The sequence below is a fragment of the Bradyrhizobium sp. UBA2491 genome (genome assembly GCF_002341725.1).
Classification (GTDB): domain Bacteria; phylum Pseudomonadota; class Alphaproteobacteria; order Rhizobiales; family Xanthobacteraceae; genus Bradyrhizobium.
Genome location: NZ_DDOP01000041.1, coordinates 20,477 through 33,908, shown reverse-complemented (window position 1 = coordinate 33,908; position 13,432 = coordinate 20,477). Strand labels below are relative to the sequence as shown.

The 13,432-nt window shown below is 61.9% G+C and carries 17 protein-coding genes; 4 read left to right on the top strand and 13 right to left on the bottom strand.

Going from position 1 to position 13,432, the window contains the following annotated elements:
• Nucleotides 1-4 precede the first annotated feature (4 nt).
• Both B2W55_RS12965 and recA read right to left on the bottom strand, forming a co-directional pair.
• Nucleotides 5-967: a hypothetical protein gene (locus tag B2W55_RS12965; RefSeq protein ID WP_024580894.1), complete on the bottom strand. Its 963-nt coding sequence runs from the start codon at nucleotides 965-967 to the stop codon at nucleotides 5-7.
• Between the two features lie 93 nt (nucleotides 968-1,060).
• Nucleotides 1,061-2,149, bottom strand: a complete 1,089-nt coding sequence (gene recA, locus B2W55_RS12960) for a recombinase RecA (RefSeq protein WP_024580895.1) — start codon at nucleotides 2,147-2,149, stop codon at nucleotides 1,061-1,063.
• 1,071 nt (nucleotides 2,150-3,220) lie between these two features.
• Here recA and B2W55_RS12950 point away from each other — a divergent pair.
• A complete protein-coding gene (locus B2W55_RS12950; protein ID WP_168200244.1) occupies nucleotides 3,221-3,385 on the top strand; it encodes a hypothetical protein in 165 nt (54 codons plus the stop codon).
• A 465-nt stretch (nucleotides 3,386-3,850) separates the two neighbouring features.
• Here the strand turns inward: B2W55_RS12950 and B2W55_RS12945 are convergent, their stop codons facing one another.
• The 6 genes from B2W55_RS12945 to B2W55_RS12920 all read right to left on the bottom strand — a co-directional run bounded on the left by B2W55_RS12945 (nucleotide 3,851) and on the right by B2W55_RS12920 (nucleotide 6,058).
• On the bottom strand, nucleotides 3,851-4,030 hold the full coding sequence (locus B2W55_RS12945) for a hypothetical protein (protein WP_024580896.1): 180 nt from the start codon (nucleotides 4,028-4,030) through the stop codon (nucleotides 3,851-3,853).
• Between the two features lie 7 nt (nucleotides 4,031-4,037).
• Complete coding sequence (locus tag B2W55_RS12940; RefSeq protein WP_024580897.1) at nucleotides 4,038-4,253, bottom strand: hypothetical protein; 216 nt, start codon at nucleotides 4,251-4,253, stop codon at nucleotides 4,038-4,040.
• Nucleotides 4,254-4,268: 15 nt separating this feature from the next.
• A complete protein-coding gene (locus B2W55_RS12935; RefSeq protein ID WP_024580898.1) occupies nucleotides 4,269-4,592 on the bottom strand; it encodes a hypothetical protein in 324 nt (107 codons plus the stop codon).
• Nucleotides 4,593-4,674: 82 nt separating this feature from the next.
• Nucleotides 4,675-5,130, bottom strand: coding sequence for an Hsp20 family protein (locus B2W55_RS12930; RefSeq protein WP_024580899.1), 456 nt, complete (start codon nucleotides 5,128-5,130; stop codon nucleotides 4,675-4,677).
• A gap of 217 nt (nucleotides 5,131-5,347) precedes the next feature.
• Nucleotides 5,348-5,599, bottom strand: a complete 252-nt coding sequence (locus B2W55_RS12925) for a hypothetical protein (RefSeq protein WP_024580900.1) — start codon at nucleotides 5,597-5,599, stop codon at nucleotides 5,348-5,350.
• Nucleotides 5,600-5,854: 255 nt separating this feature from the next.
• Nucleotides 5,855-6,058, bottom strand: coding sequence for a hypothetical protein (locus tag B2W55_RS12920; RefSeq protein WP_080890989.1), 204 nt, complete (start codon nucleotides 6,056-6,058; stop codon nucleotides 5,855-5,857).
• Between the two features lie 1,383 nt (nucleotides 6,059-7,441).
• Between B2W55_RS12920 and B2W55_RS12915 the strand changes: the two genes are divergently transcribed.
• Nucleotides 7,442-7,648: a hypothetical protein gene (locus B2W55_RS12915; RefSeq protein ID WP_024580901.1), complete on the top strand. Its 207-nt coding sequence runs from the start codon at nucleotides 7,442-7,444 to the stop codon at nucleotides 7,646-7,648.
• Between the two features lie 50 nt (nucleotides 7,649-7,698).
• On the opposite strand, the gene B2W55_RS12910 is transcribed toward B2W55_RS12915, so the two are convergent.
• The 3 genes from B2W55_RS12910 to B2W55_RS12900 all read right to left on the bottom strand — a co-directional run bounded on the left by B2W55_RS12910 (nucleotide 7,699) and on the right by B2W55_RS12900 (nucleotide 8,555).
• A complete protein-coding gene (locus tag B2W55_RS12910; protein WP_024580902.1) occupies nucleotides 7,699-7,929 on the bottom strand; it encodes a hypothetical protein in 231 nt (76 codons plus the stop codon).
• 94 nt (nucleotides 7,930-8,023) lie between these two features.
• On the bottom strand, nucleotides 8,024-8,326 hold the full coding sequence (locus B2W55_RS12905) for a hypothetical protein (RefSeq protein ID WP_024580903.1): 303 nt from the start codon (nucleotides 8,324-8,326) through the stop codon (nucleotides 8,024-8,026).
• Between the two features lie 97 nt (nucleotides 8,327-8,423).
• Nucleotides 8,424-8,555 carry a hypothetical protein gene (locus tag B2W55_RS12900; protein WP_024580904.1) on the bottom strand — a complete coding sequence of 44 codons (132 nt, stop codon included), beginning with the start codon at nucleotides 8,553-8,555 and terminating at the stop codon, nucleotides 8,424-8,426.
• A 171-nt stretch (nucleotides 8,556-8,726) separates the two neighbouring features.
• Here B2W55_RS12900 and B2W55_RS12895 point away from each other — a divergent pair, with 171 nt between their 5' ends.
• Nucleotides 8,727-10,202, top strand: a complete 1,476-nt coding sequence (locus B2W55_RS12895; protein WP_024580905.1) for an amidase — start codon at nucleotides 8,727-8,729, stop codon at nucleotides 10,200-10,202.
• Between the two features lie 144 nt (nucleotides 10,203-10,346).
• The gene (locus tag B2W55_RS12890) at nucleotides 10,347-10,808 is read left to right on the top strand and encodes a PaaI family thioesterase (protein ID WP_024580906.1); all 462 of its coding nucleotides are present in this window, start codon (nucleotides 10,347-10,349) and stop codon (nucleotides 10,806-10,808) included.
• A 28-nt stretch (nucleotides 10,809-10,836) separates the two neighbouring features.
• Here B2W55_RS12890 and B2W55_RS12885 read toward each other — a convergent pair whose 3' ends face one another.
• A complete protein-coding gene (locus tag B2W55_RS12885; protein ID WP_024580907.1) occupies nucleotides 10,837-11,130 on the bottom strand; it encodes an HdeA/HdeB family chaperone in 294 nt (97 codons plus the stop codon).
• A 199-nt stretch (nucleotides 11,131-11,329) separates the two neighbouring features.
• The gene (locus B2W55_RS12880) at nucleotides 11,330-13,363 is read right to left on the bottom strand and encodes a pyrroloquinoline quinone-dependent dehydrogenase (protein ID WP_024580908.1); all 2,034 of its coding nucleotides are present in this window, start codon (nucleotides 13,361-13,363) and stop codon (nucleotides 11,330-11,332) included.
• Nucleotides 13,364-13,432: the final 69 nt, after the last annotated feature.

Here is a 13,432-nt window from a genome sequence, read left to right as displayed (position 1 = left end):
TTGACTACGGTCTGGTCAGCGTCGGAGCAATGCGCCAGAGATTGTCGTTGGTGAGGTGCGTGCCGCCCCACCAGCGATCGATCGGGTTATGGCTGCTGAAGTCTTCCTGGTGCGCGATGATCGCTTCGCCGAACTCGGTCAGCCGCGGATAGCTTGCAGCGTAGCGCGCGTGCCAGCTCCTTTTGCTCTGCGGTCGTTCGAGATCGGTCACCGCAGGCGACGGACCATCCGCGAGGCCGTCGAGCAATGAGAAAAGTTCGAGTTCCCCGAACACATTTCCGGGGTGCCAGAATCGATGAAGGAGTCCAAGCGCTGAAAAGCCGTCGTAACGTGCGATCAGCTCGAGAAGTCGCATTTCAGTTGCGCCAAGCCCCGTCGCGCGGGAGGGCAATTCTGCAACCAAGGCAAGCTGCGCCGACCTCAGAAATGGCAGTGAGCTAAGGTCGCTCTGCAAGCAATCCAGAAAAGGCATTGGGGTGGCTGCGCGATAAGCCGACCAGGTCGCACTTCCGATATTGAGTTCGACCGGGCCGACGTCGACCGTCAACACATCCTCTGGTTCGGGCATTTCTTCAACCGGCATCGTCAGATCGAAATCAACAAGACGCAACTTCAACCTGGCCGCTGTCTCGGGATGATATCTGAAGAAAGCCAGAAGGAAGACCAGTTGCAGCTGATCGTTCGGATACTGTTCGAACCAGAGCTCGATCACGTCATACGGTTCGCAATACTCGACGAGCGAAAGGTGCCTGCGAGCCCGGACTTCATCGGAGAACAATCGCCATGAACACCAATCCGACCAATGACGACCCGGGCCCTGTCCGGAACGCGCGCCAAAATAATCTTCGAACTCTTCTACCGGGGGCAACGGCCCCCAAACGAAGCGAAAGCGAAATTCAATGACCGCCTCTGCCAGACCCGAGCGCGCGAGACGGATACCGGAACCAGTCAGAATCAAACGCTTCATCATCCAACCTCGCCGAACGCAAAACAAAACGGGCGCCGAAGACGTCGGCAACTCAACGTCCTCAGCGCCCGCTTGCAGCGAAATGATTGAGCCTTACTCCTCCGTCGGCTCCTCGCCGTCGGCGTCGCGCTCGGGCGTGCCGGCGAGGATCTGCTCGGAGATCAGGCCGGAGTTCTGCCGGATCGCGGCTTCGATCTTGCTGGTGATATCGGGGTTGGCGCGCAGGAACGCCTTGGAATTCTCGCGCCCCTGGCCGAGCCGCTGGCTGTCATAGGAGAACCAGGCGCCGGACTTCTCGACGAGGCCGGCCTTGACGCCGAGGTCGAGTATCTCGCCCATCTTGGAGACGCCCTCGCCATACATGATGTCGAACTCGACCTGCTTGAAGGGCGGCGCCAGCTTGTTCTTCACCACCTTGACGCGGGTGGTGTTGCCGACCACCTCGTCGCGCTCCTTGATCGCGCCGATGCGGCGGATGTCGAGGCGGACCGACGCATAGAATTTCAGCGCATTGCCGCCGGTGGTGGTTTCCGGCGAACCATACATCACGCCGATCTTCATGCGGATCTGGTTGATGAAGATCACCATCGTGTTCGACTTGTTGATCGAGGCGGTGAGCTTGCGCAGCGCCTGGCTCATCAGGCGCGCCTGCAAGCCCGGCAGCGCATCGCCCATCTCGCCCTCGAGCTCGGCCTTCGGCACCAGCGCGGCGACCGAATCGACCACCAGCACGTCGACTGCTCCCGAGCGCACCAGCGTGTCGCAGATTTCCAGCGCCTGCTCGCCGGTGTCCGGCTGCGAGATCAGCAGCTCGTCGATGTTGACGCCGAGCTTGCGGGCATAGACCGGATCGAGCGCGTGCTCGGCGTCGATGAAGGCGCAGATGCCGCCCTTCTTCTGGCCTTCCGCCACCGTATGCAGCGCCAGCGTGGTCTTGCCCGACGATTCCGGCCCGTAGATCTCGACGATGCGGCCCTTCGGCAGGCCGCCGACGCCGAGCGCGATATCGAGCCCGAGCGACCCCGACGACACCGTCTCGACATCCATCGAACGGTCGTTCTTGCCGAGCTTCATCACCGAGCCCTTGCCGAACTGACGCTCGATCTGGGAGAGCGCGGCTGAGAGGGCCTTGGACTTGTCCATGGAGGATCCTTCGACGATACGCAGTGCAGTGGCGGACATTTGGGATGTGCTCCTTATGGCGAGGATTCGCTAGCGGGACAAACGGGGCGGATGCGATCAGGTGGAATGCGTTGTTGATAGGAATCTCGTACCACGTTTGTTCTATGTTCGCAATATGTTCTTTTCGCCGGAAAGGTGCTGGCCTGCTTCCATCCCCCGCGGCCCGTTTTGAAAATTATGTTGGCCTGGTTTGGACTTAACCGCGCATCAACCATGGGTTAGCTGGTGTTCTCAGTAGTCTTACTGAGCGGCCATATCCCACGTTCTGGGCACTTCGATTTTTATGGCTCGATTTCTTCTTAGCTTAAAGCGCTTCCGTGGAACCTTACCCTCACCTGACGATTATGCTCCCCGTTCCGGGCAGGGAACCGAATGAGGGAAAGGGAAATGGGTCCGAAACGTCGCCGCGTGAAGCAGACAAACTCACTTGAAGAAAGACTTTTAGAGCGCACAAGACAGCTACGCCAACAGGCCGCAGCGCTCCCTCCAGGTATCGAGAAAGAAGCTTTATTGAAGCTAGCTCGCCAAGCTGAAGCCGGGGCTCGCATGACCGAATGGTTGCGCGCTCCCAGCCTTCAATCACAGACCTGACAAAGGCCGCCTCTGTTGGCGGCCTCTCCATTTATACCCGCCAGTTCCATTGTACATGCTACAGACTGGCCCGTTTTGCTTTGGCGAGTGCCTATTTCGGCCAGTACCGCCGGAAAGGCGCTGTCCGTATTTGACCCCGCCGAGGGTCCTAATTCGAATCCGCTAGTGTCGTAAATCGTTTAGCCACCGATCTCGTTGGTGTTATTCGCCTGTTATGGTTTTCAAGTTCATAAGCGCGAATGGAATCTCACTACCGAACTTGTCAGTGCGGAGCAGTTTACGAGCGCACTGAAACACCGATCCCTGAACGGCAGGCCGCGAGCTTCGAATGCTCTTTCTGTGGGACGACACTGGAAACCTGGAACTCCGCAATGGTGCCCACATATAAGTTTCTTGCTGGCCCCGTACGCACTTAGGAACGCCGCTAACCTATGTTAGTTAGGGCGCAGGGGTTCTAGGTACCCATGGGCAACGACGGCCATGTGTGAAAAGTGCATCGAGTTCGATCGTAGGATTGCGCACTACACGCGGCTTTCCACAAAAGTCCTCGACCAGCAGGCACTGGATGGCATCACCAAATTGCTGGCCGATCTGCAAGGCAAAAAGCGCGAGTTGCATCCCGATACGCCCGGCATGCCGGATTGACTAAGCGTGACGACCAAGAGGATGAGCAGTGGGAAATGAGCGCGTTCCCCTGTCCGGCTTGCTCGCAAAAAATGAGGCTCGTGGGCAAAGAACGTGCCGTGCCCGGATCAAGCGGTCACGTTCTGACATTCCAGTGTGAGTGCGGCCAAGTGTTCTCGACTAGAGATTTTCAGTAAGGCCGCCTCAGTAGGCGGCCTCTGCATCGATGAATGGCACCTGCAACGTCTCGTTATAGCGAGGATGAATCCGGTCGAGTTTCCTCCCGAAGTCGTCGTACCCATCGCTCAACTTCCTGACCGATGTCACTGAAGCCAAATGCTCCCGCATCGTCTTCATGACTGCATTCCGAGCCGCACATGACGGCAAGTACGTCGGCCGTACGAACAGACCATTTCCACCTGCTTCGTCCGCGCCGCTTCAGCAGGATATCGGACACCGCGAAGCGGCCGTCGCCCACCCCACAGGTCACGCCGCAACCCTTTCCGGGAAGCCGCGGCGCAGTTGGTCCAGCAGCCGTTGCTCACGCTCGATTCGACTTCTGTAAAGTTCGCGTTCCTCCTCATTCTTCGCGCTCGCCAGCAGCAGGCGATAGTGGCCGATAACCTTCTCGCTACCGCGAATTAGCAAGTCTTGAATGCCGCTCATGACGACGTCACCATGCTTGAGGAGCCGACGATGAATCTTTGGGAAGGGGGAATATCGCCGGGAATGTCTCGGCCATCAGAGCATCGAGCGCGGCCTGCTCGTCGGCCATCCGCCTATCGATGAAGTTTCGCTCGAGATCAGACAAGTTAGTCCTGAGCAATCCGCGATAGCGGTGGATGTTGTTGCGGTGCGTACGGATACGCGCCAAGTTTTCATCGAACATCATCGTCACCCCGCTTCAGGCCGCAGCGCGCCGCTCGGCCGACCGACGCCGCATCGGTTTGCCGCCCGGCGGGTGTCGGGGACCACCATCGAGCGCACAGAGCGCGTCGAGAATCTCATCGATGGTGACCGGGGCCTTCAATCCTTCGGGCGCCCGCAGCGAGGGGCAGGACGCGATTGCAGAGGCATCCGATGCCCATGACGCCAGGATCGCGCGTTTCTCTCCAAGGCTAAGACCCGGATGAGCGATCACGTCTCGCGGGCGTTCGAATCTGGTGCTGGGATGAAGTCGATAATCGAAATCGAATACATTGTCGTCAATTGCGGTCGTCGGCCGCATGGCTGCCTCCATTTCTGAGACGCGTTGAGGAGAAGCCGCGCGGGGAATCCCGCGCGGTCGATACCTAGCCGTTGTTGTGCGATCAGGCCGCTTTGGATTCGATCTGCGTCACGTTGCTCGGCGCAGTGCCGCCGATCGCGATCCGGCGCGGCTTCTTCGCCTCGGGAATCTCACGCATCAGGTCAACGATGAGCAGGCCGTTCTCGAAGCGGGCGGCCTTGACCTCGACGTGGTCCGCGAGCGTGAACTGACGCTTGAAGTTGCGGGCCGAGATGCCGCGATGCAGGAAGGTCCGCTCTTCCTTTTCGCTCTTGCGGCCCTCCAGCGTGAGGACGTTCTGCTCGACCGTCAATTCAACTTCGTCCGGTTTGAACCCGGCAAGCGCGACCGAGATCTGGAAGCGGTTCTCGTCGAGACGTTCGATATTGTAGGGGGGATAGCTTTCCTCGCCCACACGCTGAGCGGCTTCGGCGAGGTCGAAAAGACGGTCGAATCCGATGGCCGACCGGAACAGGGGCGAAAAATCTACAGTGCGCATAGCCAGATCCTCCTGGGAGCAAAATGGTTACGAGCGGCACCGGACACGACCGGTGCCCGTCTCAAGTGGCGGGACCCTGTACGGCGTCCCGATCGCCGTGGTGGCGACGCCGATAGAATTTGTAGGGTCGGAAAAAGTTTCAAGAGGGCCGCGCAAATTTTTTCGGCCTAATGCGGCGCTGCGGCGCAACAGGTCAAGTGCAGACGTTCCCCGCCGGTCAGGCGATGTCTGCGCTAGCCCGGGAGGCAGACAATCCAAGTGCACGCCAGCTCCTGCCCTTGCTGGCGATGAGCAGACGGGCGCGGCTCGGCGCCGAAAACGCCGGGTCTTCCACGATGTAGTCGAACACCTCGCCGTAGCTGAGGCCAAGCTTTTCATGAATCAAAGCCCAATGAGCGCCATCTGGAAGGTCCAGCGCATCGACCTCCTGGATGACCTCACGCACGCGCTCTTTCGACGGGCGGCTCATTCCATTCTTTAGGCTGAATACGACCGGGACGAGATTCACATACGTGATTTTACGGAATTGCTGCGCTAGCGAGACGAGATAGAATTTTGGCCCCGGGGCAGGTTTCAGTTCAGATGATTTTCAGATTTTCCCGGTCGAGCCGTTCGCGTGACGCGGCTCTCTAGACTAGCTTCCACTGGCCCCCTCGCGGGGGCTATTTTTTTGGGCGCCGAGCGTGGATAGAGTGGCGGATTAACTTGGCCGCTGCTTAAGCAATCACGTCGGCGACTGAAGGCCGGGCGAGCTTAACCATTCGCTCAAGTGAGCGGCCGTCTCGTCCTGACGAGCCCTCTTTAGAAGCGCCTCTCTTTCGGCGCATGGTGGCAACGTCTTCGCCTGCGCGCGCAAGCGCATTGCTTCGTCGGCAAGACGTTCTTCAAGGGTCTGAGTTTGCTTGAAACGACGACGCTTGATGACCATGCGCTGTGCTTTCCTGTTGGAGCAAGGCGGGCGCGCGTCTTTGCGTTCTCATCACCGATGGATACCGGGGGCCGTGCGGTGATGCGAGGGCAATAGACGCCCTCACTGTATCGTTCCTAAAGAATTCGGGTGCGGTCCGTATTTGACCCCGCCTGTCCTAGTTCGAATCCCGCAGTTTCCTGAATCGTTTGGCCGGAATGTCCGGGCCGAGCCTATGCACTGTGATGGGCATCACTGGTTTATGGGTGTCCCAATTTGTTCTCGCGAGGTTCTAACTAGGACAGCACCAGAAAAAAGGCCCCAGAACCTGGCAGGCTGGGGCCAAAGTTGAGACTTTGATGTCGTAAAGGCGCCGTGATCAGCGGTGCCTTTGGCACCACGCGTGAGTGGTCCCGAGCATGAATGGTACCGCGCATAGTTGCTCTGACAACTGACCCGGCTTGCATAGGCCTATGCCACTTGTTCCCGATCCCGTAATCGCACGGGAATGCGTTTCGCGCTTCCATTGGTTACCATGAGGCGACGGCGTTGCTTCGTGGGGGACCATGCCGATCAACCGAGCCAAGCACTGGACTGCTGACGATGACATGGCGCTGATCGCGCTCACCGGCGTACCCGGGCTTACGCTCCGAGAGATAGCCATTCACATAGGCCGCACGGAAGCTGCCGTTAGCTGCCGACTGACCGCTGTCAGGAAAGGTGGCTCCATGAGCACCGATCCCCAAGTGTCCTAGTTTGTTCTCGCGAGTGTCCTAACTAGGACGTCACCGCCAGAAAGGTGCTGTCCGTATTCAAGCCCCCGTGTCCGCAACGTTCCCCGAACCGATCGGCAAGGAAGTCCCTTGCGACTCGTCGGCCGTTATAGGGTGATCAGAACCGGTTGCGCCAAGGCGAACGGTGTCCTGATCCTCCAATCCACCAGCGCTGCCCTGCTCCTTGCCGCTCCCTGGCGTTGCGCGACCCACCGCACTCTTGCGGCATTTCGTCATGGCAAGCGATGATCCCGTAGTTCTCCGGACCAGAACAAAGTTCCGGGGCCAGACGATACCAGTCTGATCAAGATAACCGTTAATAATCAATAAGCTACAGAGTAGGTGCGATCAGGCCAGACAGCGCCTTGGCACAATTTGCATACTACCTTAGTACCTCTCCTGACGCCTGAAAAAACTACGTAGCCTTCATGGGAAGACTCAGGTCCCGCCAGTGTTTTTGACATTGGCCTGCTTGGCCGGCGGCGCCGGGAGCGCGGACCTGCTTTCAACGTCTGAAACGACGCCCGAACGGGCGCAGCAATTCCACATCGCCGTTTGACGAGTGCTAATTATTAATACAACCTTTAGTTTAAGAATCGACGACCGCTTTTCAGCCGCGGAACCGTTCCAGATGATTCACAAGGGCGTCGAGTTCAGCGTCACGCAGTTCGTGGCAGGCGTCTGGAAATGGCGTTTCCAGATCGGCGACCGGGTCTTCATGGGCAAGACCGAAGCGAAGCTCGACCTGCTGGCGATCCGCCGTGTCCAGTTGCGGATCGACCGCGAGCTCAACAATCTCGAGCGCACGCGCTCCAGCGGCCGTGGCGATGGGGATTGAGGCATGTCGGTCCGGCACGTTCGGATGCGCCGGCGGGCCGGCCTCATGCGTCAGTCGGCGCTGGCGAGCCGCCGCATCGTGAACTCGATGTCGCCGCCGGGCAGTTCGCGCCAGCTCTCGACGGCGCTCATATAGGCGGCCTTCGGATAGCGCTTGAGGAAATCACGCGCCCGCAGCCGGGCCTGATCGCGCGGCAGGCTGAACGTCTCGCGCAGATAGCCGTCATCCGGCCTCCGCCGCTCGGCCATCCGGCTTGCGAGATCACGCGGACGAAGCACCATTGCCGCAACTCCGGACCAACTGACGACGCCTCCAATATAGGGGCGACGCCGGGAGAATCCGAGTCTGCGGGAAACCGGCGAACCCGGACGAGCGCTACTGGCTGCGCTGCGCGGAGCCTGCGGACGGCGTGGTGCTTCCGGTCTTGGTCTTCGGCTTGGCGGGATGGGCCGCCGCCTTCGGCGCGTCGCTGCGCACGACCCCCCACGGATCGGACGACGTCTTGGCATCGGGAATCTTGCTGAGCGAATCCTTGTAGGCGCGCTGATTGGCTGCGTCTTGATCCTTCTCCTCCTGGGTCTTGGACTTGACCTCAGGCATCAGATTGATGTTCGGCATCTGCGCATAGGCCGGCGCCGACAACAGCACCGCAACCGCGACCGCGCACAAAACTCTCATGAGAACGCTCCTTGCATCTTCGTCCGCGGGTATATCATCGCAGGAAAGTCGTCGCCAAGCACTCTGGCCAAGCGCGTCCAAGCAAATGCACCCTGCCCTAGAGATGGTCCGACTTGCAGGATTTGGGCGACTGCACCCAGTCGTCCCAGATCGGACCGCAGCGCGTGCAACCACCAAGCGCAAGCCCGATCGCAATCACGCCGCCGAGCACCACCAACCTGCGGAACATGTACGCCCCCACCACGCCGGAGGGAGATTGGGCGCCGAAACTGGGGCATTTTCAAGCCGGGCACGGCGCTTGCAGCGCAGCGCGCGCATCGAACGACGACGCAGCGCGGTGGTTTGACCATACGGCGGCTCAAATTACACTGCGCAACAAATCAGAAAAGGAATCGATCAAATGACTTTGGCGATGAGCTGGGACGAATGGACGCGGCATGACGGCACCGCGCTCGCGGCGCGTGTCCGGAGCGGCGAGCTGACGCCCCGGGAGCTGGCGGCGCAGGCCGCCGCCGCGGTTGCCAAGGTCGATCCCGCGCTCTCGGGCGTCGTCGAACTGTTCGACGACGTGATCGCCGATCCCGCGCGCGACGGCGCCGATCTCGACGGACCGTTCGCCGGCCTGCCCTTCCTGATGAAGGATCTCGGCCCGACCTTGAAGGGACGGCTACAGGAGATGGGCTCGCTGATGATGCGCGGCAACCGCGCCACGGCGGATACGTTCCTGACGACGAAGCTGCGCAGGGCCGGTCTCAATCTGATCGGGCGCACCACCACGCCGGAGTTCGGGGTTTGCAGCTCGGCCGAGAACCCCGCCGTCTATGTCACGCGCAATCCCTGGAACACCGACTACACCACCTGCGGCTCGTCGGCCGGCAGCGCGGCGATGGTCGCGGCCGGCGCGGTGCCGATCGCGCATGCCACCGACGGTGGCGGCTCGATCCGGATTCCGGCCGGCGTCAACGGCAATATCGGGCTGAAAGTGTCGCGTGGCGTGTTCTCGCTCGCGCCGCATCTGTCCGATCTCACTGGCCTCGTCTCGATCCAGGGCTGCCAATCGCGCTCGGTGCGCGACACCGCGGCGTTCGTCGATGCCTGCCGCGGACCCGCGCCCGGCGAGTTCATGCCGTTCTGGACCTCGCCGGAACCGTATGCCGCGATGATCGCGCGCGACCCCGGGCGGCTCAGGATCGCACTGTCGCACAGCTGGGGCGACTACCGCGCAACGCCGCACATCGCAACCGAGCTGGAGCGGGTCGGACGCTTCCTCGAAGGCCTCGGCCATCAGGTCGATTACGCCCTGCCCTCGATCGACTATCAGGAGGCCTTCGCCGCGCAGACCACCTGCTACATCAGCAATTTCGCCATCGTGATCGGCAACATGCTCGCCGCACGTGGGCTGACACGCCCGCCGGCCGATTTGATCGAGCCGATCAACATCCGGATCTGGGAGCACGGCCGGCACTTCAGCTTCGCCGATCGTGCGCGCATGCAAGCCGTCTTCAATACCACCGCGCGCGGCTTCGGCGCCTTCTTCGAGGATTGGGACATCATCCTGACCCCGGTCACCGCGCTGCCGACGCCCAAGGTCGGCACCACGGAGTATCTCACCATCTCGGACAATCCATCGGTGCTGGACTGGTTCGGCAATCTCTGGCGCAATTTCGCCTTCACGCCGCTTGCCAACCTGTGCGGCATCCCCGCGATCTCGCTGCCGCTCGCCACCAATGAGCAGGGCCTGCCGCTCGGCATCCAGGCGATCGGCAAGCAGGCCGATGACGGGCTGCTGCTCCAGCTCGCCGCCCAGATCGAGCGCGCGATCGGCGGCAAGTGGAACGACGGCAAGACGCCGGGCGTGCATGTCACGCGCAATTAAAGCATGATCCGGAAAAGTGCGAAGCGGTTTTCCGAAAAGATCATTGCGCGAACAAGAGGCTGAAGCGAGATGACGATTCAACCTCATCGCATCTCGCTTTAGAATAGACCACAAGCAACACATCAACGGAGGAAACGGAGCGTCATGCAGCAGGCCGGTGAATTCGGGATCGACGAGGCGAAGCGCGTGCTCGCCGACGTCTTTGCGCCCTGGGTGCAGGACCTCAACCTGTCGATCGAGCAGTTCGACATCGCACCGCCTGCCGGCGGCGATGCCGACTGGCAGCCCGGCGCGATCCTGCGCATGCCGTTCTCGGAGCGGTTGTGCCGGACCGGCGGCATCGTCTGCGGCCAGGCGCTGATGGCGTTCGCCGACACCGCGATGGTGCTCGCCAATCTCGCCGCCAACAAGGGCTATCGCCCGATGACCACGGTCGACCAGACCACGCATTTCATGCGTGCTGTCACCGCCTCAGACGTGCTGGCCGACGCCCGGGTGGTCAGGCTCGGCCGCACCATGAGCTTCGGCCGCGTCTCGCTGCTCTCCGCCACCGACAACAAGCCGGTGGCGATGGTGTCGAGCGCGTTCGCGATGCTGCCTGGATAGCGCGTGATCCGAAAGAGGCGTGAAGCGGTTACTTGCCGAGCACCGCCTCGGCGGCGTTGACAATGCTGATGGTCGGGTTCTTTCCGCAATAGGCCCCGAACTTCCTGGCGTTCTCGGCGAACACGTCGGTGTCGATGATCGCCTCGTCGGAATCGCCCTTGTACCAGCCGTCCATCCAGACCAGCACCATCTTGATGGTGTCGTCGCCGCCTTCGACGAACTGCTTGCAGGTCATGGTCGAGAGATCGAGGACGGTGGCGCTGGCGGGCGCGGACGACAGTGCCAACGCGGCGGCAAGCATGATCGAGGCAGTGATCTTCATCGCAATCTCCATGGGCAATGACCTGAAATGAAAAGGTCGCCGGACACCGGGCGCGTCCGCTCGCGACCTCGTAGGCGAAGCGTCGCGAGCAGCGCAAGCATGGCATCGCGCGGATCGGCCCGCACGTCGTTTCGCTGCACGGATTGAGAATCCGCCGCGCCGATCCGCAATCACACGGATCAACGGGCGTGCGATCGAACTACACGGCGTTTGCGCGACGGCTCCGCCGCCAGCGCCACAGCACCACGATGAACGCAATCAGCACGATCAGCGCAAGCGCAGCCTCGACTACCTTGACCGCGAAGCGTCCGCCGGGACGGTCGACCATGCGCGACCACAACGATGCTGCTTCGCCGGGATGCGGCAGGCGAAACGCCACCACGCTGTCGCCGATCGAGGTGCCGGCCTCGGAATGGCCGCCGGCGCCGATCACGACATACTGCTCGCCCTTCCACAGATAGGTCATCGGATTGGCGACGCCCGGCACCGGCAGCCGGCCGAGCCACAATTGCTTTCCTGTCTTGGCATCGAACGCGCGCAGATAGGCATCCATCGCGCCGGTGAACACCAGCCCGCCCGCGGTGATCGCCACGCCATTGACCAGCGGCGTGCCGCTGTTCAGCGCGATGCCGAGCGGCGCCAGATCCTCACTGGTGCCGACCGTCGAATGCCAGAGGATCTTGCCGGCCTTCAGGTCGAGCGCCACCATCTCGCCCCATGGCGGCTTGTTGCAGAGCGATCCGAACGGCGACCGCGCAACCGACCGCGACATCGCGAACGGCGCCCCTTCCTGCTGGCCGAAATCATGGCCCGGCGGCGGGCTGAAGCCTTTGGCTTGGTCGCGCGGGATCAATGTGACGATCTGCACGGCGTGGCTGACATTGGCGTAGACGATCTGGTTGACCGGATCGAACGCCGCGCTGCCCCAGTTCACGCCGCCGCCGGTCATCGGATAAATGATCGTGCCGCGCGTCGACGGCGGCGTGTAGAGGCCCTCATTGCGGGATTGCGTGAACAGCTTCTCGCAAGCGGCGCCATCAATATCGAATGGCATACGGAACGCATCATCGGCGCCGATGCGCTGGGTCAGCAGCGGCGGCACATGGGTCGGGAACGGCTGCGTCGGCGACAGCTTCTCGCCCTCGGCGCCGTTCTGCGGCACCGGGCGCTCCTCGACCGGCCACACCGGCTTGCCGGTGTCGCGATCGAGCACGAACACGAAGCCCTGCTTGGTCGGCTGGATCACGACGTCGCGTTGGCCATCGCCGGTGTCGATCCGCGCCAGCGTCGGCTGCGCCGGCAGGTCATAGTCCCAGACGTCGTGATGCACGGTCTGGTATGCCCAGACCAGTTCGCCGGTCTCGATCCGGAGCGCGACGACGGAATTGGCGTGCTCGTCATTGCCGGGACGCTTGCCGCCCCAAAAATCCGGACTGGGCGATGTCGTCGGCAGGAACACCAGGCCCCGTGCCTCGTCCACCGACATCGTTGCCCAGACATTGCTGTGGCCGGCCTCGACGCCGTCATGGACCAGCGGATCGAAGCTCCAGCGCGGCTGACCGGTCCGTGCATCGTAGGCGCGCACCGCGCCGACCGGCGCGTCGACCCTGCGGTTGTCGCCGATCGCGGAGCCGACCACGACCACGCCGTGGCCCGTCACCGGGGCCGACGTGATCTGGAACTCGCCCGGCCATTCCAGCTTCATCCCGGCGTCGATCTTGATCTCGCCGCCATTGCCGAAATCGGTGCACGGCTTGCCGGTTCTGGCATCGAGCGCGATCAGGCGCGTGTCATTGGTGCCGGTGAAGATGCGTGACTTGCAGGCCGCGCCTTCGGCCGCGCGATCATCCGTCCAGTACGCGACGCCGCGGCAGACAAAGCGGTTGGCCGGGCGCTGCGCCATATTGATCTTCGGATCGAAACGCCACTTCTGCGCCCCGGTGCCGGGATCGAGCGCGATCACCTCGTTGAACGGCGTGCAGAAGATCAGGCTGTCCTCGACGAACAGCGGTGTCACCTCGAACTTGGTGCGCTTCATCACCTCGGGCGGACGGGCGTCGAGATCGCCGGTGCGGAACTCCCAGCCGCGCACCAGCGTGCCGACATTGTCCGGCGTGATCTGCGTCAACGGCGAGAAGCGTTGTCCTCCACGATCACCGCCCCAATACTCCCAGGCAAGCGCCGGCTGCATACACAGCACCAGCGCGGCGAGCAGGCCAATCAGGGACCGCATTGCGTCCTCCCGCAAGATGCGATCATCAGTCGCCGCACCTCATGCAGGGCAAGCGTTTACGCGATCGGC